27 protein-coding genes are annotated in these 26748 nt (G+C 64.5%); 12 read left to right on the top strand and 15 right to left on the bottom strand.

Annotated elements, in window-relative coordinates:
- Both P5705_RS09365 and P5705_RS09360 read right to left on the bottom strand, forming a co-directional pair.
- Positions 1-162 carry a DUF1328 domain-containing protein gene (locus P5705_RS09365; protein ID WP_003252966.1) on the bottom strand — a complete coding sequence of 54 codons (162 nt, stop codon included), beginning with the start codon at positions 160-162 and terminating at the stop codon, positions 1-3.
- 47 nt (positions 163-209) lie between these two features.
- Entirely contained in the window at positions 210-494 is a 285-nt protein-coding gene (locus tag P5705_RS09360; protein WP_277460541.1) for a hypothetical protein, read from the bottom strand.
- Between the two features lie 496 nt (positions 495-990).
- Here P5705_RS09360 and algB point away from each other — a divergent pair, with 496 nt between their 5' ends.
- Both algB and P5705_RS09350 read left to right on the top strand, forming a co-directional pair.
- Positions 991-2337 carry a sigma-54-dependent response regulator transcription factor AlgB gene (gene algB / locus P5705_RS09355; protein WP_277460540.1) on the top strand — a complete coding sequence of 449 codons (1347 nt, stop codon included), beginning with the start codon at positions 991-993 and terminating at the stop codon, positions 2335-2337.
- Complete coding sequence (locus P5705_RS09350) at positions 2334-4112, top strand: KinB sensor domain-containing domain (protein WP_277460539.1); 1779 nt, start codon at positions 2334-2336, stop codon at positions 4110-4112. Before algB ends, P5705_RS09350 begins: the two co-directional genes overlap by 4 nt.
- 120 nt (positions 4113-4232) lie before the next feature.
- On the opposite strand, the gene P5705_RS09345 is transcribed toward P5705_RS09350, so the two are convergent.
- The 8 genes from P5705_RS09345 to P5705_RS09310 all read right to left on the bottom strand — a co-directional run bounded on the left by P5705_RS09345 (position 4233) and on the right by P5705_RS09310 (position 12002).
- Positions 4233-5852 carry an EAL domain-containing protein gene (locus P5705_RS09345; protein ID WP_277460538.1) on the bottom strand — a complete coding sequence of 540 codons (1620 nt, stop codon included), beginning with the start codon at positions 5850-5852 and terminating at the stop codon, positions 4233-4235.
- Between the two features lie 98 nt (positions 5853-5950).
- Complete coding sequence (locus P5705_RS09340; protein WP_277460537.1) at positions 5951-6727, bottom strand: N-acetylmuramoyl-L-alanine amidase; 777 nt, start codon at positions 6725-6727, stop codon at positions 5951-5953.
- 84 nt (positions 6728-6811) lie between these two features.
- The gene (locus P5705_RS09335; RefSeq protein ID WP_277460536.1) at positions 6812-7210 is read right to left on the bottom strand and encodes a hypothetical protein; all 399 of its coding nucleotides are present in this window, start codon (positions 7208-7210) and stop codon (positions 6812-6814) included.
- Positions 7211-7308: 98 nt separating this feature from the next.
- Positions 7309-9291, bottom strand: a complete 1983-nt coding sequence (locus P5705_RS09330; protein WP_277460535.1) for a GGDEF domain-containing protein — start codon at positions 9289-9291, stop codon at positions 7309-7311.
- 85 nt (positions 9292-9376) lie between these two features.
- The gene (locus P5705_RS09325) at positions 9377-10231 is read right to left on the bottom strand and encodes an endonuclease/exonuclease/phosphatase family protein (protein ID WP_240064114.1); all 855 of its coding nucleotides are present in this window, start codon (positions 10229-10231) and stop codon (positions 9377-9379) included.
- A 12-nt stretch (positions 10232-10243) separates the two neighbouring features.
- Positions 10244-10876 (bottom strand): thiol:disulfide interchange protein DsbA, encoded by a 633-nt coding sequence (gene dsbA, locus P5705_RS09320; RefSeq protein ID WP_277460534.1) that lies wholly within the window; start codon positions 10874-10876, stop codon positions 10244-10246.
- 174 nt (positions 10877-11050) lie between these two features.
- Positions 11051-11668, bottom strand: a complete 618-nt coding sequence (locus P5705_RS09315; protein WP_277460533.1) for a c-type cytochrome — start codon at positions 11666-11668, stop codon at positions 11051-11053.
- Between the two features lie 31 nt (positions 11669-11699).
- Positions 11700-12002: a c-type cytochrome gene (locus tag P5705_RS09310; protein ID WP_011531533.1), complete on the bottom strand. Its 303-nt coding sequence runs from the start codon at positions 12000-12002 to the stop codon at positions 11700-11702.
- Positions 12003-12210: 208 nt separating this feature from the next.
- On the opposite strand from P5705_RS09310, the gene yihA reads away from it, so the two are divergent.
- Positions 12211-12843 (top strand): ribosome biogenesis GTP-binding protein YihA/YsxC, encoded by a 633-nt coding sequence (yihA, locus tag P5705_RS09305; protein ID WP_277460532.1) that lies wholly within the window; start codon positions 12211-12213, stop codon positions 12841-12843.
- Between the two features lie 393 nt (positions 12844-13236).
- Here the strand turns inward: yihA and polA are convergent, their stop codons facing one another.
- Positions 13237-15993 (bottom strand): DNA polymerase I, encoded by a 2757-nt coding sequence (gene polA / locus P5705_RS09300; RefSeq protein ID WP_277460531.1) that lies wholly within the window; start codon positions 15991-15993, stop codon positions 13237-13239.
- A gap of 74 nt (positions 15994-16067) precedes the next feature.
- Between polA and P5705_RS09295 the strand changes: the two genes are divergently transcribed.
- Entirely contained in the window at positions 16068-16358 is a 291-nt protein-coding gene (locus P5705_RS09295) for a DUF2782 domain-containing protein (RefSeq protein WP_011531530.1), read from the top strand.
- Positions 16359-16422: 64 nt separating this feature from the next.
- Entirely contained in the window at positions 16423-17373 is a 951-nt protein-coding gene (locus P5705_RS09290; protein WP_277460529.1) for a homoserine kinase, read from the top strand.
- 95 nt (positions 17374-17468) lie between these two features.
- On the opposite strand, the gene P5705_RS09285 is transcribed toward P5705_RS09290, so the two are convergent.
- On the bottom strand, positions 17469-18422 hold the full coding sequence (locus P5705_RS09285) for a zinc ABC transporter substrate-binding protein (RefSeq protein WP_431196935.1): 954 nt from the start codon (positions 18420-18422) through the stop codon (positions 17469-17471).
- Between the two features lie 18 nt (positions 18423-18440).
- On the opposite strand from P5705_RS09285, the gene zur reads away from it, so the two are divergent.
- The 7 genes from zur to P5705_RS09250 all read left to right on the top strand — a co-directional run bounded on the left by zur (position 18441) and on the right by P5705_RS09250 (position 24030).
- Positions 18441-18926, top strand: a complete 486-nt coding sequence (gene zur, locus P5705_RS09280; protein ID WP_277460527.1) for a zinc uptake transcriptional repressor Zur — start codon at positions 18441-18443, stop codon at positions 18924-18926.
- Positions 18923-19696: a zinc ABC transporter ATP-binding protein ZnuC gene (znuC, locus tag P5705_RS09275; RefSeq protein WP_011531526.1), complete on the top strand. Its 774-nt coding sequence runs from the start codon at positions 18923-18925 to the stop codon at positions 19694-19696. The genes zur and znuC overlap by 4 nt, the downstream gene beginning before the upstream one ends.
- Positions 19689-20471 (top strand): zinc ABC transporter permease subunit ZnuB, encoded by a 783-nt coding sequence (gene znuB / locus P5705_RS09270; protein ID WP_277460526.1) that lies wholly within the window; start codon positions 19689-19691, stop codon positions 20469-20471. Before znuC ends, znuB begins: the two co-directional genes overlap by 8 nt.
- Before the next feature lie 117 nt (positions 20472-20588).
- Entirely contained in the window at positions 20589-21296 is a 708-nt protein-coding gene (locus P5705_RS09265) for a PA5502 family lipoprotein (protein WP_277460525.1), read from the top strand.
- Between the two features lie 220 nt (positions 21297-21516).
- Positions 21517-22524, top strand: a complete 1008-nt coding sequence (locus P5705_RS09260) for a methionine ABC transporter ATP-binding protein (RefSeq protein ID WP_248918138.1) — start codon at positions 21517-21519, stop codon at positions 22522-22524.
- Complete coding sequence (locus P5705_RS09255) at positions 22524-23195, top strand: methionine ABC transporter permease (protein ID WP_011531522.1); 672 nt, start codon at positions 22524-22526, stop codon at positions 23193-23195. The genes P5705_RS09260 and P5705_RS09255 overlap by 1 nt, the downstream gene beginning before the upstream one ends.
- Positions 23196-23259: 64 nt before the next feature.
- Complete coding sequence (locus P5705_RS09250) at positions 23260-24030, top strand: MetQ/NlpA family ABC transporter substrate-binding protein (RefSeq protein ID WP_277460524.1); 771 nt, start codon at positions 23260-23262, stop codon at positions 24028-24030.
- 122 nt (positions 24031-24152) lie between these two features.
- Here the strand turns inward: P5705_RS09250 and P5705_RS09245 are convergent, their stop codons facing one another.
- The 3 genes from P5705_RS09245 to P5705_RS09235 are packed head-to-tail and all read right to left on the bottom strand — an operon-like array spanning position 24153 to position 26739.
- The gene (locus P5705_RS09245) at positions 24153-24785 is read right to left on the bottom strand and encodes an SCO family protein (RefSeq protein WP_252091263.1); all 633 of its coding nucleotides are present in this window, start codon (positions 24783-24785) and stop codon (positions 24153-24155) included.
- Positions 24782-25681 carry a heme o synthase gene (cyoE, locus tag P5705_RS09240; RefSeq protein ID WP_277460522.1) on the bottom strand — a complete coding sequence of 300 codons (900 nt, stop codon included), beginning with the start codon at positions 25679-25681 and terminating at the stop codon, positions 24782-24784. The genes P5705_RS09245 and cyoE overlap by 4 nt, the downstream gene beginning before the upstream one ends.
- A complete protein-coding gene (locus P5705_RS09235; protein WP_277460521.1) occupies positions 25666-26739 on the bottom strand; it encodes a COX15/CtaA family protein in 1074 nt (357 codons plus the stop codon). The genes cyoE and P5705_RS09235 overlap by 16 nt, the downstream gene beginning before the upstream one ends.
- Between the last annotated feature and the right edge of the window lie 9 nt (positions 26740-26748).

The following is a 26748-nucleotide window of genomic DNA, read 5'->3' as shown; positions in this document are numbered from 1 at the left end:
TCAACCCCTGCCGCGTCCGAAGAAGAAGGAAGCCACGAACAGCACCAGGAAGACGATGAACAGGATCTTCGCGATGCCGGTCGCTGCGCCGGCGATACCACCGAAGCCCAGTACCGCGGCGACAATGGCGATGATCAGGAAGGTAATAGCCCAACTCAGCATGATGTCTCTCCTTTCTTGCTTGTGCGAAATCGATCGTTGGCCGGGGCTCAGAACACCCAGCGGTCCTGGGGCACGATGTTGTCGACGGCAGCAGGCGTGGCGTCGGGGGCGGGCAATGGCTCGACCGCCTTCACCAGGGTGCTGGCATGACTGGCCTTCAACTGGGTCAACAGCGCGGTCTGCATCGCCACCTGTTCGGCCAGGCGGGCGGTCTGCAGGCTGTAATAGAACTGCCCGGCCGCCAGGGTGAGCAGCATGGCCATGGCGAGGAACAACAGCTGGCGCAGCGGCAAGGCGACACTCTGCGTGCGGTTGACGGGTTGGCGATTCATGCCGGCTCCTCCTGCTGGACCTGTTGTCTGTCTTAAACAGAGAGGTGCAGCCTGCGTGCCAGCCTTTCGCACAATTAAAAATACTTTTAAATCAATGAGTTATTCATTTATTAGGCAATCACCTGGGACGTATCCTGCACGATGCGCACCTGTACGCCGTGCACTTTGCACGATTCACGTTCCTGTCTTCAGGCGTTGTAGTGCCTGTGAGATCGAGCGCCGCTCATGCGGCGCATCGCGGATGAATCCGCTCCTACCTCTATTGCAACGTGGCCGTGCCTGTAGGAGCGGATTCATCCGCGATGCGCTGCGCAGCAGCGCCGATTCTCAAAAACACCACCGCCCACACAAGCACACAACCCCATGGTTTTCAGGCACTTGGTCATCATCCCGGCAAGCGGCTAGCATGCAGGGAGATGAAACAATCAGAATCAACCATGCAACTTGCCCGATTTTTCCGACACTAACTGAGACCAACCCCAAAGGAGCGCAGGAAATGGAACCAGCCCAGGACAACCAAGGCCGCATCCTGCTGGTGGACGACGAGTCGGCGATCCTGCGCACCTTCCGTTACTGCCTCGAAGACGAAGGCTACAGCGTGGCCACCGCCAACAGCGCCACCCAGGCCGAAACCCTGCTGCAGCGCCAGGTGTTCGACCTGTGCTTCCTCGACCTGCGCCTGGGCGAGGACAATGGCCTCGACGTTCTGGCGCAAATGCGCATCCAGGCGCCCTGGATGCGGGTGGTGATCGTCACCGCGCATTCGGCCATCGACACCGCAGTCGACGCCATCCAGGCCGGCGCCGCCGACTATCTGGTGAAGCCCTGCAGCCCCGACCAGCTACGCCTGGCCACGGCCAAGCAACTGGAGGTGCGGCAGTTGTCGGCACGCCTGGAAGCCCTCGAAGGCGAAGTGCGCAAGCCCAAGGACGGCCTGGACTCCCACAGCCCGGCCATGATGGCCGTGCTGGAAACCGCCCGACAGGTGGCGACCACCGACGCCAACATCCTCATCCTCGGCGAGTCCGGCACCGGCAAGGGGGAGCTGGCCCGCGCCATCCATGGCTGGAGCAAGCGCGCCCGCAAGGCCTGCGTGACCATCAACTGCCCATCGCTCAATGCCGAGCTGATGGAAAGCGAACTGTTCGGCCACACTCGCGGCGCATTCACCGGTGCCAGCGAAAGTACCTTGGGACGGGTCAGCCAGGCCGATGGCGGCACACTATTCCTCGACGAGATCGGCGACTTTCCCCTCACTTTGCAACCAAAGTTGCTGCGTTTCATCCAGGACAAGGAATATGAGCGGGTCGGTGACCCGGTCACCCGCCGCGCCGACGTGCGCATCCTCGCGGCGACCAACCTCAACCTCGAGGAAATGGTCCGCGAAAACCGCTTCCGCGAAGACCTGCTTTACCGCCTGAACGTCATCACGCTTCATCTGCCGCCCTTGCGCGAGCGCAGCGAGGACATCCTGACCCTGGCCGACCGTTTCCTGGCCCGCTTCGTCAAGGAGTACTCACGACCGGCCAAGGGCTTCAGTGACGAGGCCCGCGCGGCGCTGCTCAACTACCGCTGGCCGGGCAACATCCGCGAACTGCGCAACGTGGTCGAGCGCGCCAGCATCATCTGCCCCCAGGAACGGGTGGAGATCAGCCACCTGGGCATGGGTGAACAGCCAGCCGGCAACACGCCCCGGGTCGGCGCAGCATTGAGCCTGGAGGAGCTTGAACGCGCCCACATTGGCGCGGTGCTGGCCACCAGCGACACCCTTGACCAGGCAGCCAAGACCCTGGGTATCGACGCTTCGACGCTGTACCGCAAACGCAAGCAGTACAACCTATGAGATGGCCGATGAAGCTGCGTACCCGGCTGTTCCTGAGCATCTCGGCGCTGATCACCGTGGCCTTGCTCGGGCTGCTGCTGGGACTGGTCAGCGTGATGCAGATGGCCACCCAGCAACAGCGCCTGGTCCAGGACACCACCCACTCGCTGGACCTGGGCCTGAGGCTGCGGCAGAACCTGGGCGAGCAGTTGAACCTGATGCTCGACGAGGACACCAACCCGAACAACCTGGTGACCCTGCAGGACCAGTTCCAGGCATTGCTCAACCAAGGCCTGGAGCAAGGCGGCGAGCGTACCGGCTTCAGCAAGGCCGCCAGCAATTACCAGGCTTTCGTACAGGCCTACCGTGACAGCCCGGCCCCCGCCCGCAGCATGGGGGTCGAGCAGCCTCTGGGGGCGGCGTTCAACCAGGTCCGCACCGATCTGCTCGACTCCCACCGGCAGGCACTGGAACACATCATCCGCAGCGAAGAGAAATCCCGCGACCACGCCCTGCTGGTCAGTGGCTTGCTGGGTTTCATGGGCCTGACCGTGCTGGTGCTGGGCTTCATCACCGCGCACAACATCGCGCGCCGCTTCGGCCAGCCGATCGAGGCACTGGCAAAGGCCGCCGACCAGGTGGGCCAGGGAAACTTCGATGTCACCCTGCCGGTGACCCAGGCCACCGAGCTGAACCAACTGACCCGCCGCTTCGGCCTGATGGCCGACGCCTTGCGCAAGCACCAGGCCACCAACATCGACGAACTGCTCGCCGGCCAGCAGCGCCTGCAGGCGGTACTCGACAGCATCGACGACGGCCTGCTGATCATCGACCGCCAGGGCCGCCTGGAACATCTCAACCCCGTGGCCCAGCGCCAGCTCGGCTGGGACCCTGGTCGCCTGGGCGTGAGCCTGGCCGAAGCCCTGCAACGCCCGGAGCTGGAGCAGCAGCTGCGCCAAGTGCTGCGTGGCGGCAGCCTGGATCGGCCACCCGACGACCTGAACCTGGAGGTCGACGAAGAAAGCCGACTGCTGACCTACAGCCTGACGCCGGTCAGCCACCCCCAGGGGCCTATCCTGGGTGCCGTGATGGTGCTGCACGATGTCACCGAGCAACGCGCCTTCGAGCGCGTGCGCAGCGAGTTCGTCCTGCGTGCGTCCCATGAATTGCGCACGCCGGTCACGGGCATGCACATGGCCTTCGGCCTGCTGCGCGAGCGCGTCAGCTTCCCGGCCGGCGCCCGGGAGAACGACTTGCTCGAGACCATCGCCGAGGAAATGCAGCGTCTCACCCAACTGATCAACGACCTGCTGAACTTCTCTCGATACCAGAGCGGCCTGCAAAAGCTCGAACTGGCCCCCTGCGCCCTTGAAGATCTGTTCGAGCGGGCGCAGGCGCGCTTCGCCGAACAGGCGGCGAACAAACAGATCGAACTGCTCCGCGAGCTGGAGCCGCCCCTGCCACGCATCCAGGCCGACGCGACGCAGCTCGACCGGGTGCTGGACAACCTGCTGCACAATGCCATCCGCCATACCGCCAGCGGCGGGCGCATCCGCCTGCACGCGCGGCGCCATGCCGAGCGGGTGATCATCAGTGTCGAGGACAACGGCGAGGGCATCGCCTATGGGCAGCAGGGACGGATCTTCGAGCCGTTCGTGCAAGTTGGCCGCAAGAAGGGCGGGGCCGGGTTGGGGCTGGCGCTGTGCAAGGAGATCGTGCAGCTGCATGGCGGGCGCATGGGTGTGTTCTCGCGGCCAGGGCAGGGGACGCAGTTCTACATGGCGCTGCCTGTCTGAACAAACCCCTTTGTAGGAGCGGATTTATCCGCGATGCGGGCTTCACCCGGTATGGCACCCGCTTCGCGGGTGATCGCGGCTAAAGCCGCCCCTACGGGCGAGGGCCCCTGACGCCTCTATTCACGGCTCATCATCGATCCGCCGCCCCGCCACCCGGCGCCCACGGGTGATCAGCTCGACGAACTGGCGGGCATTGAGCGGGTGGGCGAACAGCCACCCCTGCCCGTAATTGACCCCTTCGCTGTTGAGCAACTCCGCCTGGTCCTCCGACTCGATCCCCTCGGCGATCACCCGCAGGTGCAGGTCGTGGGCCATGCGGATGATATGCGGCGCCACGCCGCTGCTGGCGGCATCGTGCCCCAGGGCGTCGATGAAGGCCTTGTCGATTTTCAGGCAGTCCACCGGCAAGGTCTGCAGGTAGGCCAGGCTGCAGTAACCGGTGCCGAAATCATCGATCAGCACCTGGTGCCCCACGGCGCGCAAGGTCTGCAGGTTGTCCCGCGCCACCACCACATCGATCAGGCCACGCTCGGTGACCTCGAAGGCGATCTGGCTGGCCGCCACCCGGTGCTGGGCCAGCAGGCGCTGGGCCACGCGACCGATACGCGGCTCCATGACATCGCAGGCCGCCAGGTTCACCGAGATATACAGCCGCGGGTTGGCGCGCAGCAGCTGGCCCAGTTGCTCCAGCACCCGTTGCAACACGAAATCGGTGATTTCGCGGATCTGCCCGGTATTCTCCGCCAAGGGAATGAACAACTCCGGGCTGGTCAGGCTACCGTCCGGGCGCCGCCAGCGCACCAGGGCCTCGGCACCGACGCAGCGGCGGCTGTCCAGTTCGAAGATCGGCTGGTAGAGCACCTGCAGCTCACCCCGACGCAGGGCCTGTTGCAGCTCCGAACTCATCGAGCGGCGCTGCTGGATCAGTTGCAGCACCAGCCAGCCGATGCAACCGGCCAGCACCACGCTGCCCGGGAACAGCAGCCAGAGCAGGCCATTGAGCCTCAGCGGCAGGCTGGCCCGAGGGGCGATCAGCACCAGCTGATAATCCGGCGACTTGGTCGACATGAGATAGACCAGACGGTCGGGCAACTCGAGCAACGACTTGTGCAAGGGCGGTGGCCAGTCGGCGGTCGGCGGCCAGCGTTGTTCCGGGCCCAGCACCGGGATCGCGCGGTTGCCACGGTCGAGCACCACCAGCAGGCTGCCGCCGGGGGGCAGGTCGACCACATCGGAGAGATGGCCCCGGGAAGTGGACACCAGAAACCTGCCGCGCCCCAGCATCAGCGCGGCAAGGTTGTCATTGGGTTCGGTGGTGGTGTTCAGCCAGTAGCTGTAGGTGGGCCCGCGGATATCCGGCCTGCGCAACGAATCGACCTGTCGATCCACCCCCCGGCTGGAACAGCTTTCCCGGCCATCCACATAAGCCGCCTCATAGATGAAGCGCGACTTCAGCGCCACTTGCTGCAGTTGTTCCAGCAGCGCTGGGCCGCAGCCGCGCAGGTTCTGCCCCTCGAGCTGGTCGACCCCCTCACGCAACTGGCCGAACACTTGCTCCAGGCGATCCAGGAAACGCTCACCCCGCGCGTTCATCTGTTCGATTTCGCTTTGCTTCATCTGTTGCAGGGTCAGGCCGACGCTGGCGGCCAGCAACAGGGCGGCGCTGGCCAGTGCCGCGATCACGGCAAGCAGCCACGGATGGTAAAAAAATTGGCGCATCGAAGCGATCAGGGCAGACATGCGCGGCATCCGGTTGATTACCAAAGGTATAGCAACGGAATGGGCGATCGGCCTGGCCGTTTGGCGCAACGCTCGAGGGGCGGCCCCTCGAGCCAAGGTCAGCGCTTGCGGTTGAGCACCTGCAGCATCGCGGCGGTCTGGGCGTCTGGCATGCCGTCGAAGCGCTGCGGGCGGAAGCGCATCTGGAACGCCGCGATCACATGGCGGGTCGCCACATCCAGGGTGCCGGTCTGCTCGATGGCATAGCCGAAGCGCGCCAGTTGCTGCTGGTACCAGCCAATGCTGGGCGGGTTGGCCTCGAAATACACCTGCTGCCGCGCCACCGCAGCCGCCTCCGGCCAGATGCCAAGACCGGCGTCGGCCAGGCGTTTCCAGGGGAACAGCGGGCCTGGGTCGAGCTTGCGCAAGGGGGCGATGTCGCTGTGCCCGATGATATGCCGAGGGTCGATGTTGTTGCGCTTGACGATATCCTTGAGCAAGGCGATCAACGACTGGACCTGCGCCTCGCTGTAGGGATGCCAGACCCGACCGTTCGGCGTGTCGGTGTAGCCCTGGTTGACGATCTCGATGCCGATGGAGCTGGAATTGAGCCAGGTACGCCCCTGCCACTGGCTGTCGCCGGCATGCCAGGCACGGCGGTTTTCATCCACCAGTTGATAGACCGTCGCCGGTCCGTCGCCGATCAGGTAGTGGCTGCTCACCTCACCGTGGGTGAGCAAGGCCAGGGAACGCTCCAGCGACGCATTGGTGTAGTGCAGGACGACGAACTGGATACGGCTGTCCTGGTTGGCCGAAGGGTGGCTGCGATCGATACGCAAACCGCTTGAACAACCGGCCAAGGCCAGCAGGAGCAGGGCGGTGAAGAGTTTTTTCATTGCAGGGAACACGTCATGAAGTAGGCGGCAATAGCGCTACAGTATAACGTGCTCCGCGCACCGGGTTACCACGTTCGTCACGCCTCAGCGCACGCACAGCACCTGGAACTCCAGCGAGTTGTCGCCGCTCGGGCCTTGTACATCCACCAGTTGGGTCTGCACGGTCAGCTTGTCGACCAGCGGTTTGCCGATCACCTTGGCCGCGCCATGCAGCTGGCGGTCGTAACTGCTGGCATCAAGCGGGGAGACCGAGCAGAAGCCCGGGGCCTGGCGGAGCTGGCCCTTGTCCAAACTCAGCTTGTACTGGGTGAAATAGTTGGCCTGGGGCTGCACCTGCACCTGGCCGATCCACTGCGGTGACTGGCTCAGGATACGGCCATCGGCAGCGATATGGGCGGTGAGGGCCACTTCGTGGGCCATGGCGGAGGAACCCTGGAAAACCAGAGCCAGGAGCAGCGGCAGGCGCCAACGGGTCATGTTCATGTTCGACTCCTTGTGTCGATCGATTACGGGCAAGGCGCTGGAGGTCCAGCGCAGGCCTGCAGTGTCGAGGACAATGGCGTCGTCGGTGCGGTAACTATTTATGCCTGTTCGACCCGGTTGCGGCCCTGGTCCTTTGCCCGGTATAGCGCCTCATCCGCACGCTTGAGTACCTGGTCGCCGCGCTCGCCCGAGCGGAAGGCGCTCAGGCCGATCGACGTGGTGATCACTACCCGCTCGCCCTTGAAGTGGAACGGGCAGGCTTCGATCGCCGCGCGCAGCGCCTCGGCAACCTGCACCGCCGCGGGTGGCGAAGTCTGCGGCAGCAGCAGGACGAATTCCTCGCCGCCAAAACGGGCGATGAAATCGCGGCCGCGCAGGCGCTTGCGCAACTGGTCGGCGACGATCTTCAGTACCTTGTCGCCGGCCAGGTGACCATAACCGTCGTTGATGCGCTTGAAGTGATCAAGGTCGAGAATTGCCATGGCCAGGTGACCACCGTTCTCCTGCCAGTCGAGCACTTCATGCTCGACCCGCTCCGACCAGGCGGCACGGTTGGGCAGACCTGTGAGCGGATCGATCATCGCCTTCTGCCGCTGTTCCTCGAGGTGCTCGCGGTAGCCGAGGGCTTCCTGCTCCATGCTCGCCACCCGCTCGGCCAACCCTTGCAGACGGCCAGCCAGCTCCTGCTCGCGACGGTCACGCTCATGCTGATGTTCATCCATGGTCACCAGCAACCCCTCGAGGCGGTTCTCCAGGATGTGCTTGAGGCTGTCCACATCGGCGGCGCCCTGGACGCTGCTCTGCAGGCCATCGACCTGCTCGCGCAACTGGTTGTCCAGTTCACGGGCGGCGGAGCTGTTGTCCGCGTGGCCGGCACTGGCTTCATGCAGGTGGCTCTGGAAGGTTTCCAGGCGCTCGTTGAGTTGCTGCAGATAGGTTTCGAACTCATGCTGGCCGCTGTCGGTGATGGCCAGCATGAGCACGGCCAGGTCGTCCAGCACCGGGATCAGCTCGTACCAATTGAGGCCGCGGGCGACGCGTTCGCGCATCTCCAGGGCCTGGGCCTTGTGCCGTTCGGGCAGGCTGAGGTCGTCGAGCAGGCCGATCAGAGTCTGCTCGATATGGGCAGCTACCTGGCTGTATGGGGGCTCGACCGCATCGGGGAGGGCGTAGGGGCCGTCTTCTCCCTCCATGATGTCCGTGAGCGCAGGGAGTTGTGCCGGCTCGACGTCTTCGGCGGTTTGCTCCTCGGGCTCGACACTGGCAAGTTCGGGTGCTGGTGCTTCCTCGACCACCGGGGCGGGCTCGGGCTCGGGCTCAGGCGCAGCCTCGACAGGAATCACCACGACGGTTTCGACCAACGCGGGGCCCGGCACCTCGATGTCCGGCTCAGGTTCGAGCTTTTCCTCTATCGCAGGCGCAGGCACAGCATTCAGGGCATGCAGTTCGTCCGCATCCTGGGGCAGGGCAGGTTGCATCGCGGGCGCCTCGGCCTGGACCGGAGCGAGCACCGGGGACGCGGCGACGGCCGCCGTGGCCATCTCCCCCAGAGGCTCGTCCCGCCCACCGAACAGGCGCTGGAGAAACCCCGGCCGGGCTTCTTCGTCAGGCTTTTGCACCGCGTTAAGGGCGCGCCCCTGCAGACCGCTGAGCTCGCCCAGCAGCGGGGGCAGTTCACGGGACTGGCTGACACCGCCATCCAGTTTCTTCGCCAGCTTCTTCAGTGGGCGCGCCACTTCCCCGGGCAGGGGCAGGGTCTGCAACTGGGTGACCAACGCGGTCAACGCGTCGCTGACCTGGGTCATGCGGGTTTCACGGCGCTGCTCGGAGTCGAGCACGGCCTTTTCCAGGCGTGGAATCAGCCCGGCCAACCCGGCGTCCATGTTGTCGCTGCGGATGACCTCGCGCATTTCCTTCATGCACTGGTCAACGATCTTGTCGCTACCTTCGGCCGCCAGGGTGCTGCGCACCAGGCCTCGACGCAGCAAGTCGAGACGGGCGGCCCAGCGCCGCTCGAGCTTTTCCTGCTGCTCGATGCTTTTCAGGTATTTTTCTTTCCAGCGCTCGGCTTCTTCGGTCATGCCAGGATCCGCATCCGGTGATCGCATCTAGTCCTGTAATGACTCGATTTCGGCGAACAGACCGAAGACTTGAGTGCTGCAGGCGCTAGCTCAGGACCGGCAGCGTATCCACAGTCAGGGCTTCAGGCAATCGGATCTCGACGGCGACGGGCAGGTGATCGGAAATTGGCTGCGCCAGCACCTCGACGCGCTCCAGCGTCAGGCTCGGGCTAAGCAGGATATGGTCCAGGCAGCGCTGCGGCCGCCAGCTCGGAAAGGTGGCTTCGACCTGGGGTGCGACCAGGCCCAGATCGCGCAGCGGCGAGTGATCGAGCAGGTCGGTGGCATGGGTGTTCATGTCACCCATGAGAATCTGGTGCCGATAACCGCCGATCAACTCGCGGATATAGGCCAGCTGCCGGGCGCGGGTCTTGGCACCCAGCGCCAGGTGCATCATCACCACGATCAACGCATCCTCGCCCTCGCCGAAGCGCACCAGGATCGCCCCGCGGCCGGCCGGGCCGGGCAGGGGGTGGTCTTCCAGTTGCTGGGGCTTGAGGCGGCTGAGCACGCCATTGCTGTGCTGGGCGAAGCGCCCGAGGTTGCGGTTGAGCTGCTGGTACCAGTAGGGGAAGGCCCCCAGTTGCGCCAAGTGCTCGACCTGGTTGACGTAGCCCGAACGCAGGCTGCCGCCATCGGCTTCCTGCAAGGCGACCAGGTCGAAATTGTTGAGCAGGTCACCGATTTTCTGCAGGTTGCCGGCCCGGCCTGGGTGCGGCAGCAGGTGCTGCCAGCTGCGGGTCAGGTAATGGCGGTAACGCTCGGTACTGATACCGACCTGGATATTGAAGCTGAGCAGCCGCAGGCGACCATCCTCCGGCAGGCCAGGGGCCTGAAGGTGACGCTCGTTGACCTGCGGCTGGTGCAGGCCGATACCACGTGTCGAGCGGATCCGGCCCATGGCGGTCGCCGCTTACTTAGCGGCGCGCTCCTTGGCGATCAGCTGGTCGGCGACGTTCAGCACGCCTTCCGGACCACCGGCGGTACCCAGGTCGAAGCGGTACTTGCCGTTGACCACCAGGCTTGGAACACCGGTAATTTCGTACTTCTTCGCCAGCTCTTTGGCCTGCTTGACCTGGCCCTGAATGGCGAAGGAATTGTAGGTGGCCAGGAACTTGTCCTTGTCCACGCCCTGGGTGGCGAGGAAGTCGGCCATTTCCTCAGGCTCCATCAGCTTCATCCGCTTGTTCTGGATGGCGTCGAAGACGGCGGCGTGAACGTTGTGCTCGACACCCATGGCTTCCAGCGTCAGGAACATCTGGCCGTGTTTATCCCACGGGCCGCCGAACATGGCGGGGACGCGCTTGAAGTTGACGTCCTTCGGCAGCTTTTCAGCCCACGGGTTGATGGTCGGTTCGAAGTGGTAGCAGTGCGGGCAGCCGTACCAGAACAGCTCGACGACTTCGATCTTGCCTGGCACCGAGACCGGCACGGGGTTGCTCAGCTCGATATATTCCTTGCCGGCCACAGGCTCCGCGGCCTGTACGGCGGCCATACCGAATACGCTGGCGGCGACCAGCGCAGCGCTGAGAATCAGTTTACGCATGCTTTACTCCTGAGCAGTCTTTGGTCGCCTCGACGCGACCTGTGTAGGACAGGCCGGGAAGGGCTCGAGTTCTGTAGTGTAACGGCTACGGATAGAAAAAAGGGCAGCCTGGGCTGCCCTTTTCATCTTTAGCGCTGAAGCATTAACCGAGTGTTAACGCCCAGACCTACAGGATCAGTGCAAGCCCTGGATGTAGCTGGACAGGGCTTCGATATCCTTGTTGCTCAGCTTGCCGGCAATGGTGCGCATGGTCATGGCGTCACCGTCGTTGGTACGGTTGCCTTCACGGAAGTCGGTCAGCTGCTTGCCGACATACTGCGCGTGCTGACCGCCCAGGTGCGGGAAGCCGGCCAGCGCCAGACCTGCGCCGTTGGGGGAGTGGCAACCGGTACAGGCTGGCATGCCCTTCTCGAGGTCGCCGCCATTGAACAGGGCGCGGCCACGCTCGACCAGTTTCGGGTCGGCGGCACCGACGCTGCCCTTCTGGCTGGCGAAGTAGGTGGCGATGTCGGCCAGGTCCTGGTCACTGAAGTTCGCCAGCATGCCGGTCATCTCCAGCACGGTGCGCTTGCCGGACTTGATGTCGTGCAGCTGCTTTTCCAGATACCGCTCGCCTTGGCCGGCGAGTTTGGGGAAGTTCGGTGCCAAGCTGTTGCCGTCAGGGTTGTGGCAGGCCCCGCAGACAGCGGTTTTGGCCTGACCGGCAGCAGCATCGCCTTTGATGGGTTCCGCAGCACTTGCCGCACCTGCGACCCCCATGGTCAACAGCAGACTCACGAATAGTTTGTTCATCAGCTAATCCAACACGGCTAAGGGTGAAATGTTATGTATCGGGACTGCCGCTCATCCAGAGAATGACCAATCGGTAGTCCTCGGCACTGCAGTCCATGCACAATCCACGCGGCGGCATAGCCTTGAAACCCTGTGTAACATGTACCACCAGTTGCTCCATGCCTTGCGCCAGTCGTGGCTCCCAGGCTGCCCGGTCACCCTGCCTGGGTGCCTGTGGCAACTGTCCGGCGTGACAGGCCGCACAGCTGCGGTTGTACAACGCCTCGGGATCCTGTGTAGCCTGTGCGCTGAAAAACGGTAGAAACAAACCGACAGCAAGCAGCCATTTCGCCATGCGGAACGACCTGACAGGGTTGGGGGCCGCGCTGCGTTCTGTTGCGCGAGCTATTGTTCGACACCCCATGCTCATACGCCTTCGCTGGGAGAATGAGCACACAAAAACTGGGGCATTATATACTTCCGCCATCCAAACGGAAACGACACCGCTTGCCGCGCCTGGGCCAACCGTTCCAGAGCTGGGCAACACCCACATCGGATATCCCATGCAAGTCAAGAACCCCATCCTCGGCCTCTGCCAGAAAGCCACATTCGCCCTCAGCGCCGCCAAGGTCGAACAATGCCCGGAAGACCAGGGTTACGAGGTGGCTTTCGCCGGCCGCTCCAACGCCGGCAAGTCCAGCGCCCTCAACACCCTGACCCACGCCAGCCTGGCGCGCACCTCGAAGACCCCCGGCCGCACCCAGCTGCTGAATTTCTTCAGTCTGGACGATGAACGGCGTTTGGTCGACCTGCCGGGCTACGGTTATGCAAAAGTCCCGATCCCGCTCAAGCAACACTGGCAAAAGCACCTGGAGGCCTACCTCGGCAGCCGCGAATGCCTGCGCGGGGTGATCCTGATGATGGATGTGCGCCACCCCATGACCGACTTCGACAAGATGATGCTCGACTGGGCCCGGGCCAGCGGCATGCCCATGCACATCCTGCTGACCAAGGCCGACAAGCTGACCCACGGCGCGGGCAAGAACACCCTGCTCAAGGTGCAGTCGGAAATTCGCAAGGGCTGGGGCGAAAGCACGACCATCCAGCTGTTCTCGGCGCCCAAGCGCCTGGGGCTGGAAGAAGCCTACCGCGTGCTGGCGGGCTGGATGGAGCTGGAAGACAAGCCGGTGGCCTGATGGCGCGTTCCCTGTAGGAGCCGGCTTTGCCGGCGAACACCGGCATCGCCGGTGCCACACGCCGCGGTGGTCGGTTCGCCAGCAAGGCTGGCTCCTACAGGGCCGAATTCCGGGCAAAAAAAACCCCGGACTTCATATGGGGAGGGGGAAGTTCGGGGTTCAAGTCCGGACCGCTAGGGCGGGGTCCAGATATCTGCCAACACTTAACACAACATAGGAGCATCGAAAGGCTTCACCAGCCATTCAGTACCTCTGAGTAGCGCTTCACCGATTTAGTTCCGAGCCCCTCGAAACTATTTGCGATAGTTTCATGAAACCCCGGATCTAATGGCCTGAGGCCGGTACGGATCCGCGACACTACGCCGCAGATCCTACACAGCTTTCACACGGCGTTTAGTGAGCTTCGTCCCAATTCGAGCCAACACCCACTTCCACCAGCAGCGGCACATCGAGTTCCGCGGCACCGCTCATGTAGCCACGAATTTCATCTTTCACCTGCTCGACCAGGTCCTCACGCACTTCCAGCACCAGTTCGTCGTGCACCTGCAGGATCACCCGGGCATCCAGCTTGCTGTCGACCAGCCAGTTGTCCACCGCGACCATGGCGCGCTTGATGATGTCCGCCGCGGTGCCCTGCATCGGGGCGTTGATCGCGGTGCGCTCGGCGCCTTTGCGCAGGGCCGGGTTCTTGGCGTTGATGTCCGGCAGGTACAGGCGGCGGCCGAACAAGGTCTCGACGAAGCCCTGCTCGGCGGCCTGGGCGCGGGTGCGCTCCATGTAGGCCAACACGCCGGGATAGCGGGCGAAATAGCGGTCGATGTAATCCTGGGACTGCTTGCGGTCGACGCCGATCTGCTTGGCCAGGCCGAACGCGCTCATGCCATAGATAAGGCCGAAGTTGATCGCCTTGGCGCTGCGACGCTGGTCGGTGGTGACATCCTCCAGTGCGACGCCGAACACTTCGGCGGCGGTGGCGCGGTGCACGTCCAGGTCATTGCGGAAGGCATGCAGCAGGCCTTCGTCCTTGGCCAGGTGGGCCATGATGCGCAGCTCGATCTGCGAGTAGTCCGCCGCCAGCAGCTTGTAGCCGGGGCTGGCGACGAAGGCCTGGCGGATACGCCGGCCTTCAGCGGTACGCACCGGGATGTTCTGCAGGTTCGGGTCGCTGGACGACAGCCGCCCGGTGGCGGCGACTGCTTGCTGGTAGGAGGTGTGGATACGCCCGGTGCGTGGGTTGATCTGCCCCGGCAGCTTGTCGGTGTAGGTGCTCTTGAGCTTGCTCAGGCTGCGGTACTGCATCAGCACCTTGGGCAGCGGGTAGCCCTGCTCGGCCAGGTCGTCGAGCACCGCCTCGGCGGTGGAGGGCTGGCCCTTGGCGGTCTTGCTCAACACCGGCATGCCCAGCTTGTCGTAGAGGATTGCGCCCAGCTGCTTCGGCGAACCCAGGTTGAACGCTTCACCGGCCAACTCGTATGCCTCGCGCTCCAGCTCGATCAGCTTCGCGCCCAGCTCACCGCTCTGCACGCCGAGCAGCGCGGCATCGACCAGCGCACCCTGGCGCTCGATCTTCGCCAGCACCGGCACCAGCGGCATCTCGATGTCCATCAGCACCGGCAGCACGCTGGGGGTCTTCGCCAGGCGCGCTTGCAACGCGTGGTGCAGGCGCAGGGTGATGTCGGCGTCCTCGGCGGCGTAGGGGCCGGCCTTCTCCAGCGGGATCTGGTTGAAGGTCAGTTGCTTGGCGCCCTTGCCGGCGATGTCCTCGAACCCGATGGTGGTGTGGTCCAGGTACTTCTGCGCCAGGCTGTCCATGTCGTGGCGGGTGGCGGTGGAGTCGAGCACATAGGACTCGAGCATCGTGTCGTAGGCCACGCCACGCATCAGGATGGCCGGGCTGCCGTTGGCCAGGATATTGATGTCGTACTTGGCGTTCTGGCCGATCTTGCCCTTGGCCGGGTCTTCCAGCAGGGGTTTGAGTGCCAGCAGCACGGCTTCGCGGCCCAGCTGGGCCGGGGCGCCTTCGTAGTCGTGGGCCAGCGGTACATAGGCGGCTTCGTTGGGCTCGACGGCAAACGACAGGCCGACGATGCTGGCCTGTTGGGCATCAAGGCCAGTGGTCTCGGTGTCAAACGCGAACAGCGGCGCCTTGCGCAGCTTTTCCAGCCAGGCGTCGAAACGTGCCTGGTCGAGGATGGTCTCGTACTTGGGTTCGACCCTGACCGTGGGCGCTTCCTCGGTTGCAACGGTGGCGTCGCCATCACCTGTGCGGGGCGCGCTGCGCTGCACGTCGGCGACCCAGCTCTTGAACTCCATCTCGGTGTACAACGCCAGCAGCGCTTCGCGATCAGGCTCACCACAGACCAGGGCGTCGACCTCGACATCCAGCTCCACATCGCACTTGATGGTGGCCAGCTCATAAGAGAGGAAGGCCGCGTCACGGTGTTCCTCAAGCTTGGCCGGCAAGGTCTTGGCGCCACGGATGGCCAGGGCCGGGACCTTGTCGAGATTCTGGTACAGGTCGCTCAGGCCACCACCGATGCCGGTCAGCAGGCCTACGGCGGTCTTCTCGCCAACACCTGGCACGCCGGGGATGTTGTCGACCTTATCGCCCATCAGCGCGAGGAAATCGATGATGTGTTCCGGGCCGACACCGAACTTCTCGTGCACGCCAGCCACATCCAGCACGCTGCCGGTCATGGTATTGACCAGCGTCACGTGGCCATCCACCAACTGGGCCATGTCCTTGTCGCCGGTCGAGATGATCACTGGGCGGCCAGCCGCCGCACTGCTGCGGGCCAGGGTACCGATCACGTCGTCGGCCTCCACGCCCTCGACGCATAGCAGTGGGTAGCCCAAGGCACGGACGCTGGCGTGCAGCGGCTCGACCTGCACCCGCAGGTCGTCGGGCATGCTTGGGCGGTTGGCCTTGTACTCGGCGAACATGGCGTCGCGGAAGGTGCCGCCCTTGGCGTCGAAGACTACCGCGAACAGGCTGTCCGGGTACTGCTTGCGCAGGCTCTTGAGCATGTTCAGCACGCCCTTGACCGCGCCCGTCGGCATACCTTTGGAGGTGGTCAGCGGCGGCAGCGCGTGAAAGGCGCGGTAGAGGTAGGAGGAACCGTCCACCAGGACGAGGGGCGCTTGGCTCATGAGGAGAATCAACCTTTTCGGCGGGTCCGGAGCTAGAATAGCCGGATCAATGACGACAAAAGGACTAGGTTATCATGCGTACACCCAATCGCCTGTTACTGCTCGGTCTGCTGGCCACCCTGCCAGCCGTCACCCTGGCGGCGGACGACGCCCCATCGGCAGATCCCGATGTGACCATTCGCACGGAAGGCGACAAAACCATCCAGGAATACCGGCAGAATGGCTTCCTGTATGCGATCAAGGTCACACCCAAAGGTGGTAAGCCTTATTTCCTGGTACGCGCCGATGGCACTGACGCCAACTTCATTCGCTCAGACCAGCCAGACATGCTGATCCCCTCCTGGAAAATCTTCGAGTGGAAGTAGCGCGTACCGTTCACATCAACCAGGCACTTCCCGGCGGAAGTGCCCGCATGGGCAATTTTTCAACATGTCAGTCTTCACCCCTGTGTCCCGGCCTGAGCTGGAAACCTTTCTGGCGCCGTACGAGCTGGGCCGTCTGCTCGACTTCCAGGGCATTGCCGCCGGTACCGAGAACAGCAATTTCTTCGTCAGCCTGGAGCAAGGGGAATTCGTCCTCACATTGATCGAGCGCGGGCCGGCGGAAGACATGCCGTTCTTCATCGAGCTGCTCGATGTGCTGCATGATGCCGACATGCCGGTGCCCTACGCCGTGCGTGACCGCGACGGCAATGGCCTGCGCGAGCTGTGCGGCAAGCCGGCGTTGTTGCAGCCACGGCTGTCCGGCAAGCACATCAAGGCCCCGAACAACCAGCACTGCGCCCAGGTTGGCGAGCTGCTGGCGCACATCCACCAGGCCACCCGCGAGCGCATCATCGAGCGCCGTACCGACCGCGGCCTGGACTGGATGCTGGCGTCTGGCGCCGAGCTGTTGTCCGGCCTGAGCAGCGCACAAGCCGAACTGTTGAAACCGGCACTGGATGAGATCACCGCGCACAAGGCGCAGATCCTCACCCTGCCCAAGGCCAACCTGCACGCCGACCTGTTCCGTGACAACGTGATGTTCGAAGGCACCCACCTGACCGGCGTGATCGATTTCTACAACGCCTGTTCCGGGCCGATGCTGTATGACGTGGCCATCACCGTGAATGACTGGTGCCTGGACGAACAGGGTGGCATCGACCTGCCGCGGGCCCAGGCGCTGCTGGGCGCCTACGCGGCGTTGCGGCCATTCACTGCGGCCGAGGCCGAGCTGTGGCCGGTGATGCTGCGGGTGGCTTGCGTGCGCTTCTGGCTGTCGCGGCTGATTGCGGCGCAGGCGTTTGCCGGGATGGATGTGATGATCCACGACCCGAGCGAGTTCGAAGTGCGACTGGTGCAGCGCCAGCAGGTGGCGTTGAAGCTGCCGTTCGCGCTCTGACGGGCGATTACAAAACCTGTAGGAGCGGCTTTGGCCGCGATCACCCGCGAAGCGGGTGCCACACACCGTGGCGCCCGCTTCGCGGCTGAAGCCACCTACATTTGCTCCAGGCAACCCGCCAGGTCGCTACCCAGCTTCTCCAGCAACCGCTCATAGCCCTTGGCATCCACCGGATCGGCCCCACCCAGCGCATCCAGTTCCGCCAACCGCACCGGCAACCCCGCCGTCAGCGTCTCGGCCAGGCGCGGCCGCAGCGGCGGCTCGCTGAACACACAGGTCTTGCCCACTTCCTGCAGGCGCTTGCGCATCGCGGCCACATGCTGCGCCCCCGGCTGCACTTCCGATGCCACGCTGAACACCCCGGTGTGCTTCAGGCCATACGCCGACTCGAAGTAGTCAAAGGCTTCGTGGAATACGAAATACGGCTTGCCGGCGATCCCTGCCACACGCTGCTTGATCCGCCCATCCAGGGCGTCCATCCGCTCGATGAACAGTTTCAGGTTGCCTTGGTAACGCGCGGCATTGGCCGGGTCGGCGGCCGTCAGGTCGGCGGCCATCTTCGCCGCGATCACCCGGGCATTGGCCGACGACAACCACAGATGTGCATCAAGGCTGCCCGGGCGGTGATCATGGTCATGATCGTCGTGGTCCTCTTCATGAGAGTGGCTGTCCTCGCCGAAGTGGCGCAGTTGCAGACCTGGAAGCGACTGCACCGCCACGCTGAGCTTGCCACGACCGGCCAGCACGCGGGGCAGGAAGCCCTCCATGTCCGGGCCGATCCAGTACAGCAGGTCGGCATCGCCGACCTTGCGCACGTCGGACGGGCGCAGCGCGTAGTTGTGCGGGGACGCGCCCGGCGGCAACAGCACGTCAGGGCTGCCGGCTCCGTCCTGGACGGCAGCGGCGATCTGTTGCAGGGGCTTGATGCTGGTCAGCACGCGCACGTCGGCCTGGGCCGAACAGGCGATGAAAGCGACAAAGAGGACAAGGAATCGGGACACGGTGGATACTCGGGTCGTCAGAAACAGGTAACATAATAACGTCTCCATCCTGAACCGTCGCTGCCCATGTCCATCACGCCGCTGGCCCACCGCCCCCACGATCATTCCCATTGCGTCCACAGCGCGCTGGCCGAGGCCGACGCGCTGTGCAACCGTCAGGGCCTGCGCCTGACCGCCCTGCGCCGCCGCGTGCTGGAGCTGGTGTGGCAGAGCCACAAGCCGCTGGGCGCCTACGACATCCTCGCCGTGCTCAGCGAGCAGGACGGCCGCCGCGCCGCGCCACCCACCGTTTATCGCGCCCTGGACTTCCTGCTGGAAAACGGCCTGGTGCATCGCATCGCATCGCTCAACGCCTTTATCGGCTGCAGCCACCCCGAGCACGCGCACCAGGGCCAATTCCTGATCTGCCGCGAGTGCCACGTGGCCATCGAGCTGGAGCAGGAGAGCATCAGCGGCGCCATTGTCGACAGCGCCAAGGCCGTCGGCTTCGCCGTCGAAACGCAGACCGTGGAAGTGGTCGGCCTGTGCGGCAACTGCCGGGGCAAGGCATGAGCGACGCACTGATCCGCCTCGAGCAGGTCGGGGTCAGCTTTGCCGGCGAAGCGGTGCTCGACAGCATCGACCTGGCGGTCGCGCCCGGCCAGATCGTCACCCTGATCGGCCCCAACGGCGCCGGCAAGACCACCCTGGTGCGTGCCGTGCTCGGCCTGCTCAAGCCGCATCGGGGCAAGGTATGGCGCAAGCCGAAGCTACGCATCGGCTACATGCCGCAGAAGATCCAGGTGGACGCCACGTTGCCGTTGTCGGTGCTGCGCTTCCTGCGCCTGGTGCCCGGGGTAGACCGCGCGGCAGCCTTGTCGGCACTGCAGGAGGTCGGCGCCGAGCAAGTGATCGACAGCCCTATCCAGACCATTTCCGGCGGCGAGATGCAGCGGGTGCTGCTGGCCCGCGCGCTGTTGCGCGAGCCTGAACTGTTGGTGCTCGACGAGCCGGTGCAGGGCGTCGACGTGGTCGGCCAGACCGAGCTGTACAACCTCATCACCCGCCTGCGCGACCGCCATGGTTGCGGCGTGCTGATGGTCTCCCACGACCTGCACCTGGTGATGAGCGCCACCGACCAGGTGGTCTGCCTCAACCGCCACGTCTGCTGTTCGGGCCACCCGGAGCAGGTCAGCAACGACCCGGCCTTCGTCGAGCTGTTCGGCCAGAATGCCAAGAGCCTGGCCGTCTACCACCACCATCACGATCACAGCCACGACCTGCACGGCTCGGTGATCGCCCCCGGCGCCCATGTCCACGGAGAGCACTGCAAGCATGGCTGATTTTCTTCTCTACGCCCTGCTTGCCGGCCTGTCGCTGGCACTTGTCGCCGGCCCGCTGGGCTCGTTCGTGGTCTGGCGGCGCATGGCCTATTTCGGCGACACCCTGTCGCATGCCGCGCTGCTCGGCGTAGCCCTGGGCTTCGCCCTGGACGTCAGCCCGGCGCTGGCGGTGACCATCGGCTGCCTGTTGCTGGCGATCCTGCTGGTGACTTTGCAGCAACGCCAGCCGCTGGCCTCCGACACCTTGCTCGGCATCCTCGCCCCCAGCACGTTGTCGCTGGGCCTGGTGGTGCTGAGCTTCATGCACGATGTGCGCATCGACCTGATGGCCTACCTGTTCGGCGACCTGCTGGCGATCAGCACCACCGACCTTGCCTGGATCCTCGGTGGCAGCGCGTTGGTGCTGGTACTGCTGGCCGCACTCTGGCGCCCCTTGCTGGCGGTCACCGTGCACGAGGAACTGGCAATGGTCGAAGGCCTGCCGGTGGCCGGGCTGCGCCTGGCGCTGATGCTGCTGATCGCCGTGGTGATCGCGGTGGCGATGAAGATCGTCGGCGTGCTGCTGATCACCTCGCTGCTGATCATTCCGGCCGCCGCGGCACAACGTCACGCCCGCTCCCCCGAGCAGATGGCCCTGGGCGCCAGCCTGCTGGGGGTGACCGCCGTGTGCGGTGGCCTGGCCATGTCGTGGTTCAAGGACACACCGGCCGGGCCGTCGATCGTGGTCTGTGCGGCGGTGCTATTCTTGCTGAGCCTGGCACTGCCCAAACGCTGAAAATTAAGGGGCCGCGCGCAACCTTTCCATGGGTGAAAGGTCTGTATGGCCTGTTTTCGAGCGTGCGCACCTGGGTGTAGACTTGCTCGCTTTTTGCGCAAATAGAGAGTCGCAGGAATGAAGCCGTTCGCCTCACGTTATCTGCTTGTTGCCGCGTTTTCCCTGTTCCTGGCCGGCTGTTCCAGCAAGCCGGCCGAACAGCCGATTGCGCCTGTCCAGCCGGATGCCTGGCAGCAGCTGGAACACAGTATCGCCGCCAGCGAGCTGGCCACCGCCGAGGACCAGCTCGCCGCGCTGCAGGCGCAGTCACCTGACGACGCACGCCTTGTGCCCCACCAGCGGCAGTTGGCCGAAGCCTATCTGCGCCGCAGCCAGATCGTCCTGCAGAAGGGCGACGTCAATGCCGCCGCCACCGCCCTGGCCCGCGCCCGTGCGCTGATGCCAAAAGCCCCGGCGCTGACCGGTGGCGACGCCATGGCCAATGCCCGCAAAGCTGAACTGGAAAAGGCTGAAGCGGCACTCAAGGCTGCGGAAAAGCAACCGCAGGCACGGCTGATCGACCCGACTGCGCCGAACACTGTGGTAGCGCTCAAGACCACCGATAGCCGCACCCTGCGGCGCCAACTCGATGACATCGCCTCGGACGTGGTCAATTACCAGTGCGAGGTGGTGTTCCAGGTGCCCCGCACGCAAGACGCCCCGTGGCTCAAGACCCTGCTGGAGAAGCGCGTGCGCAAGCTCGACAGCGGTTTCGCGCTGAAGCAGACGCATGAGATCCAGCGCTCGTTGCCCGCACAAGTGGTGCTGGTTCCCCATCAGCAGTGATCGATCGCGGGGCAAACCCGCTCCACGGGAATCACATCGATCCTGTGGCAGCGGGCTTGCCCCGCGATCACGTTCGACCAGGCGCACCAATCGTCGCGTTATGCCCAATTGATTGGACGAATCAGAAATAAATGATAAGTACAGCTATTGGAAAAGGCTAAAATGCGCGACCCCGGCTAACCGCTGGCCCACATTCCATGCGCCCCACAAGGTTCGCTCAGTGATCGAGTTTCAAAACGTCCACAAGACCTACCGTGTCGACGGTAGGGATATCCCGGCCCTGAACCCGACCAGCCTGACCATCGAAGATGGCCAGGTGTTCGGCCTGATCGGCCACTCCGGTGCCGGCAAGAGCACCATGCTGCGCCTGATCAACCGCCTCGAGGCCCCGAGCGGTGGCAAGATCATCGTCGATGGCGAAGACGTCACCGCCTTCGATGCGAACCAGCTGCGCCGCTTCCGCCAGCAGGTCGGGATGATCTTCCAGCACTTCAACCTGCTGGCCTCGAAGACCGTCGCCGACAACGTCGCCCTGCCGCTGGTGCTGGCCGGCGAGCTGTCCCGTGGCGAAATCGACAAGCGCGTCACCCAACTGCTGGCCCGCGTCGGCCTGCAGGACCACGCCAGGAAGTACCCGGCACAGCTGTCGGGCGGGCAGAAGCAGCGGGTCGGCATTGCCCGCGCGCTGTCCACCAACCCCAAGATCCTGCTGTGCGACGAAGCCACCAGCGCCCTCGACCCGCAGACCACCGCCTCGGTGCTGCAACTGCTGGCCGAGATCAACCGCGAGCTGAAGCTGACCATCGTGCTGATCACCCATGAGATGGACGTGATCCGTCGGGTCTGCGACCGCGTGGCGGTGATGGACGCCGGGCATATCGTCGAACAGGGGCCGGTCGCCGAGGTGTTCCTGCACCCTGAGCACCCGACAACAAAGCGCTTCGTCCAGGAAGACGAGCAGGTCGACGAAGGCGAGCAACGTGACGACTTCGCCCACGTACCGGGCCGCATCGTGCGCCTGACCTTCCAGGGCGACGCCACCTACGCGCCGCTGCTGGGCACCGTGGCCCGCGAGACCGGCGTGGACTACAGCATCCTCGCCGGGCGCATCGACCGCATCAAGGATGTCCCCTATGGCCAGCTCACCCTCGCCCTGATCGGCGGAGACATGGAAGCGGCGTTTGCCCGCTTCAAGGCAGCTGACGTACATATGGAGGTACTGCGTTGATGGACGCCCTGAATTTCTTCGCCAACGTCGACTGGGCCGAAATCTGGCTGGCCACCGTCGACACCATGATCATGCTGTTCGGCTCGCTGTTCTTCACCGTGCTGCTGGGCCTGCCGCTGGGCGTGCTGCTGTTCCTCTGCGGGCCGCGGCAGATGTTCGAGCAGAAAGGCGTGTACGCGCTGCTTTCGCTGGTGGTGAACATCCTGCGCTCGCTGCCGTTCATCATCCTGCTGATCGTGATGATCCCGATCACCGTGCTGATCACCGGCACCTCGCTGGGTGTCGCTGGCGCCATCCCGCCGCTGGTGGTGGGTGCCACGCCGTTCTTCGCCCGCCTGGTGGAGACCGCCCTGCGTGAAGTGGACCGCGGCATCATCGAAGCCACCCAGTCGATGGGCGCCACCACCCGCCAGATCATCACCAACGCCTTGCTGCCGGAGGCCCGGCCGGGCATCTTTGCAGCGATCACCGTCACCGCCATTACCCTGGTTTCCTACACCGCCATGGCCGGCGTGGTGGGCGCGGGCGGCCTGGGCGACCTGGCCATCCGCTTCGGCTACCAGCGGTTCCAGACCGACGTGATGGTGGTCACCGTGGTATTGCTGCTGGTGCTGGTGCAGGTGCTGCAGAGCGTCGGCGACAAGCTGGTCGTGCACTTTTCCCGTAAGTAACCCCAATGGGGTCGGCCTGGCCGACCCGTTCGGGGGCCGTCGCGGCCCTCACAAGGAGTGATCAATGAAGAAGCTGCTTGCTGTTGTCGCCGCTGTCGCGGCCTTCTCGGCCCACGCCGAGACCCTGACCGTCGCCGCCACCCCGGTGCCGCACGCCGAGATCCTCAAGTTCGTCCAGCCACAGCTGGCCAAAGAGGGCGTGGAGCTGAAGGTCAAGGAGTTCACCGACTACATCCAGCCGAACGTGCAGGTCGCGGAAAAGCGCCTGGACGCCAACTTCTTCCAGCACCAGCCGTACCTGGACGAGTTCAACAAGGCCAAGGGCACCCAGCTGGTCAGCGTCACCGGCGTGCACCTGGAGCCCCTGGGCGCCTACTCCACCAAACTGAAGAAGCTCGACGAGCTGGCTGAAGGCGCCACCGTGGTCATCCCCAACGATGCCACCAACGGCGGCCGCGCCCTGCTGCTGCTGGACAAGGCCGGCGTGATCAAGCTCAAGGACAACAAGAACATCCTGTCGACCGTGAAGGACATCACCGGCAACGACAAGAAGCTGAAGTTCCGCGAGCTGGAAGCGGCGACCATTCCGCGCGTGCTGACCCAGGTCGACCTGGCGCTGATCAACACCAACTATGCGCTGGAAGCCAAGCTGAACCCTGAGAAGGATGCGCTGGTCATCGAAGGCAGCGACTCGCCTTACGTGAACATCCTGGTGGCCCGTCCGGACAACAAGGACGCGGATGCCATGAAGAAGCTGGCCGCGGCCCTGCACTCGCCTGAGGTGAAGCAATTCATCACCGAGAAGTACAAGGGCGCAGTGATTCCGGCGTTCTGATCTGAAATACTCGGGGCCGCTTTGCGGCCCTTTCGCGGCACAAGGCCGCTCCTACAGAGGCAGGCGATCTTCTGTAGGAGCGGCCTTGTGCCGCGATGGCCTGCACGGCAGGCCCAACGTGCTCAATCCCGCTTCACCAGCCCCGGCAACTGCGCCACCAGCTTCTGGTTGTTGAACGGCGCACGAATGAAGCCGCGCTGGCGCCCATCCGGTCCGACCACCGCCAGGTTGCCACTGTGGTCCACGGTGTACCCCGGCTTGCTGGTATCAGCCGGAATGAACGGGATGCTCAAGGCATTGGCCAGTTTCTGGGTATCCTCGATCGACCCCGCCACACCAACGAAATCCTTGTCGAAATAGCCCAGGTACTGCTTGAGCTGGTTCGGCGTGTCACGGTTCGGGTCCACGCTCACCAACACCACCTGCAGGCGCTCGATGGCCTCCTTGGGCAGCTCGCTCTTCACCTGGCGCAGTTGGGCAAGTGTGGTCGGGCAGATGTCCGGGCAGTAGGTGTAACCAAAGAACAACAGCGACCATTTGCCCTTGAGCTGGTCCAGCGCGATGGGCTGGCCGTTCTGGTCGGTCATCTTCACATCCGGCACCGTGCGGCTTTGAGGCAACAGGATGATGCCGGCGTCGATCAGTTCGGTAGGGTTCAGCTGACCGCGGTCACTGAGCACCTTGTTGACGGTCAGGCCCATGATCAGCGCGACCAGGGCAACGAGGATGAAGACGGTTTTCTGGGTTCGGGTCATAGGTTCAGCAACAGGTAGTGGTCAACGAGCAGCGCGATGAACAAGGCGAACAGATAGCCGATAGAGTACTTGAACGTCTTGATCGCCGCGTGCGGCCGGGTGCCACGGTACAACACCCAGGCCCAATGCAGGAAGCGCAGGCCCAGGGCCAGGGCACAGGCCAGGTAGAGCGGGCCGCTCATGTGGATGGCATAGGGCAACAGGCTGACGGCCAGCAGAATCAGGGTGTAGAGCAGGATATGCAGTGCGGTGTAATGCTCGCCGTGGGTCACCGGCAGCATGGGAATATCGGCTTTTTCGTACTCGGCCTTGCGGTGGATGGCCAGGGCCCAGAAGTGTGGCGGGGTCCAGGCGAAGATGATCAGCACCAGCAACAGCGGCTCGGCCCCCACATGCCCGCTCACCGCCACCCAGCCCAGCAACGGCGGGGCCGCGCCGGCCAGGCCGCCGATCACGATGTTCTGCGGCGTGGCGCGCTTGAGAAAGCCGGTGTAGAGCACCGCATAACCCAAAAGCGACGCCAGGGTCAGCCAGGCGGTAAGGGTATTGGTGAACGCCAGCAGCAAAGCCAAGCCCATCACCGCCAACAGCAAGGCGAAGGCCAGGGCCGGCAGCGGCGCGACCCGGCCCTGGGCCAGCGGGCGTTTGTGGGTGCGGGCCATCAGCGCGTCAATGCGCCGGTCCACCACGTGGTTGACCACCGCCGCGCCCCCCGCGCACAGGCCGATCCCCAGGTTGCCGAACAGCAGCACGCTCCAGGCGACGCCGGCGCGGGTGGCGAGAAACATGCCCACCAGCGAGGTGATCAGCATCAGCACCACCACCTTGGGCTTGGTCAACTCCATGTAGTCGCGCCAGCCGGCGCGTTGGCGTTCCGTGCTCAGAAGCGTCGCCACGAATCGTTCCTCATGTGATGGGGGAGCCCGACGTTGCTTACCGGGGTGAGGCGCCAGCCTAGGCCGACACGTACCTTGTCGGCCACGCGGATGCGGTAGTTCACCAGCACCATGCTCAGCAACAGCAGGATGCCGCCAGCGTTGTGGGCCACCGCCACGGCCAGCGGCAGGTGCAGCAGCACGTTGCTCACGCCCAGCCCGACTTGCAGCGCCAGCGCCAGCAGCACCAGGCGCGCCAGGCTGGTCAGGCCGTTGCGGTGCAGCTTCCAGCTGAGCATCAGCAGCACCAGCGTGACCAGCAAGGCACCGAGGCGATGGCTGATATGGATCGCCGTGCGCGCATCGCTGTCCAGCTGCCCGCCCAGGTAGTTGGGGCCGACGTGCTGGGTGAGGTGGAAGCCGTTGCTGAAGTCCGCCGCCGGCCACCATTGGCCATGGCAGGTGGGCAGGTCGATGCAGGCCACCGCCGCATAGTTGGAACTGACCCAGCCACCCAGGGCGATCTGGCCGATCACCACCAGCAGTGCCAGCGCGGCGATACGGCGCAGGCTCAGGGGCAGTTTCGGCAGTGGCGCAAAGGCCCGGGATAGACGCAGGGATAGCAGGAAAAGCAGGCTGACCGTGGTGAAGCCCCCGAGCAAGTGCGCCGTGACTACCTGGGGCCAGAGCTTCAAGGTCACCGTCCACATGCCGAACGCCGCCTGGGCCAGCACGACCCCCAGCAAGAGCAGCGGCAAGCGATAGGGCTGGCCATCGCGGGCATGCCGACGCACGGCCTGGAAGGCGAGCAGGGCGATCACCAGCGCCAGCGTCCCGGCGAAATAGCGATGGACCATTTCCGCCCAGCCCTTGGCTGCCTCGACCGGGTGCTCGGGGAAGTGAAGCTCGGCATGGGCCAGTTGCGCATCGGTCTTGGGCACGCTGATGAAGCCGTAGCAGCCCGGCCAGTCCGGGCAGCCGAGACCCGCGTGGGTCAGCCGGGTGTAGGCCCCTAGCAGCACGACCAGCAACGCCAGCAGGGTGGCGAACACAGCGAGGCGGAATCCGGGTCTGGCCATGGCAGCCTC

It is taken from the genome of Pseudomonas entomophila, assembly GCF_029478665.1.
Classification (GTDB): Bacteria; Pseudomonadota; Gammaproteobacteria; order Pseudomonadales; family Pseudomonadaceae; genus Aquipseudomonas; species Aquipseudomonas entomophila_F.
The sequence above is the reverse complement of the archived record's forward strand: the minus strand, read 5'-3'. Positions and strand labels throughout refer to the sequence as shown.

Excerpts from the sequence above, each read along its gene's own strand:
- P5705_RS09245 (WP_252091263.1), bottom strand. The coding sequence starts at position 24,785 with ATGACCCGAACCCAGAAAACCGTCTTCATCCTCGTTGCCCTGGTCGCG.
- P5705_RS09235 (WP_277460521.1), bottom strand. The coding sequence starts at position 26,739 with ATGGCCAGACCCGGATTCCGCCTCGCTGTGTTCGCCACCCTGCTGGCG.
- P5705_RS09365 (WP_003252966.1), bottom strand. The coding sequence starts at position 162 with ATGCTGAGTTGGGCTATTACCTTCCTGATCATCGCCATTGTCGCCGCG.
- P5705_RS09350 (WP_277460539.1), top strand. The coding sequence starts at position 2,334 with ATGAGATGGCCGATGAAGCTGCGTACCCGGCTGTTCCTGAGCATCTCG.
- P5705_RS09360 (WP_277460541.1), bottom strand. The coding sequence starts at position 494 with ATGAATCGCCAACCCGTCAACCGCACGCAGAGTGTCGCCTTGCCGCTG.
- P5705_RS09330 (WP_277460535.1), bottom strand. The coding sequence starts at position 9,291 with ATGACCGAAGAAGCCGAGCGCTGGAAAGAAAAATACCTGAAAAGCATC.
- znuC (WP_011531526.1), top strand. The coding sequence starts at position 18,923 with ATGAGCGACGCACTGATCCGCCTCGAGCAGGTCGGGGTCAGCTTTGCC.
- P5705_RS09290 (WP_277460529.1), top strand. The coding sequence starts at position 16,423 with ATGTCAGTCTTCACCCCTGTGTCCCGGCCTGAGCTGGAAACCTTTCTG.
- P5705_RS09315 (WP_277460533.1), bottom strand. The coding sequence starts at position 11,668 with ATGAACAAACTATTCGTGAGTCTGCTGTTGACCATGGGGGTCGCAGGT.
- P5705_RS09325 (WP_240064114.1), bottom strand. The coding sequence starts at position 10,231 with ATGGGCCGGATCCGCTCGACACGTGGTATCGGCCTGCACCAGCCGCAG.
- P5705_RS09285 (WP_431196935.1), bottom strand. The coding sequence starts at position 18,422 with ATGGAGACGTTATTATGTTACCTGTTTCTGACGACCCGAGTATCCACC.
- P5705_RS09255 (WP_011531522.1), top strand. The coding sequence starts at position 22,524 with ATGGACGCCCTGAATTTCTTCGCCAACGTCGACTGGGCCGAAATCTGG.
- znuB (WP_277460526.1), top strand. The coding sequence starts at position 19,689 with ATGGCTGATTTTCTTCTCTACGCCCTGCTTGCCGGCCTGTCGCTGGCA.
- yihA (WP_277460532.1), top strand. The coding sequence starts at position 12,211 with ATGCAAGTCAAGAACCCCATCCTCGGCCTCTGCCAGAAAGCCACATTC.
- P5705_RS09250 (WP_277460524.1), top strand. The coding sequence starts at position 23,260 with ATGAAGAAGCTGCTTGCTGTTGTCGCCGCTGTCGCGGCCTTCTCGGCC.
- P5705_RS09345 (WP_277460538.1), bottom strand. The coding sequence starts at position 5,852 with ATGTCTGCCCTGATCGCTTCGATGCGCCAATTTTTTTACCATCCGTGG.
- P5705_RS09310 (WP_011531533.1), bottom strand. The coding sequence starts at position 12,002 with ATGGCGAAATGGCTGCTTGCTGTCGGTTTGTTTCTACCGTTTTTCAGC.
- P5705_RS09295 (WP_011531530.1), top strand. The coding sequence starts at position 16,068 with ATGCGTACACCCAATCGCCTGTTACTGCTCGGTCTGCTGGCCACCCTG.
- dsbA (WP_277460534.1), bottom strand. The coding sequence starts at position 10,876 with ATGCGTAAACTGATTCTCAGCGCTGCGCTGGTCGCCGCCAGCGTATTC.
- P5705_RS09265 (WP_277460525.1), top strand. The coding sequence starts at position 20,589 with ATGAAGCCGTTCGCCTCACGTTATCTGCTTGTTGCCGCGTTTTCCCTG.
- P5705_RS09335 (WP_277460536.1), bottom strand. The coding sequence starts at position 7,210 with ATGAACATGACCCGTTGGCGCCTGCCGCTGCTCCTGGCTCTGGTTTTC.
- polA (WP_277460531.1), bottom strand. The coding sequence starts at position 15,993 with ATGAGCCAAGCGCCCCTCGTCCTGGTGGACGGTTCCTCCTACCTCTAC.
- algB (WP_277460540.1), top strand. The coding sequence starts at position 991 with ATGGAACCAGCCCAGGACAACCAAGGCCGCATCCTGCTGGTGGACGAC.
- zur (WP_277460527.1), top strand. The coding sequence starts at position 18,441 with ATGTCCATCACGCCGCTGGCCCACCGCCCCCACGATCATTCCCATTGC.
- P5705_RS09340 (WP_277460537.1), bottom strand. The coding sequence starts at position 6,727 with ATGAAAAAACTCTTCACCGCCCTGCTCCTGCTGGCCTTGGCCGGTTGT.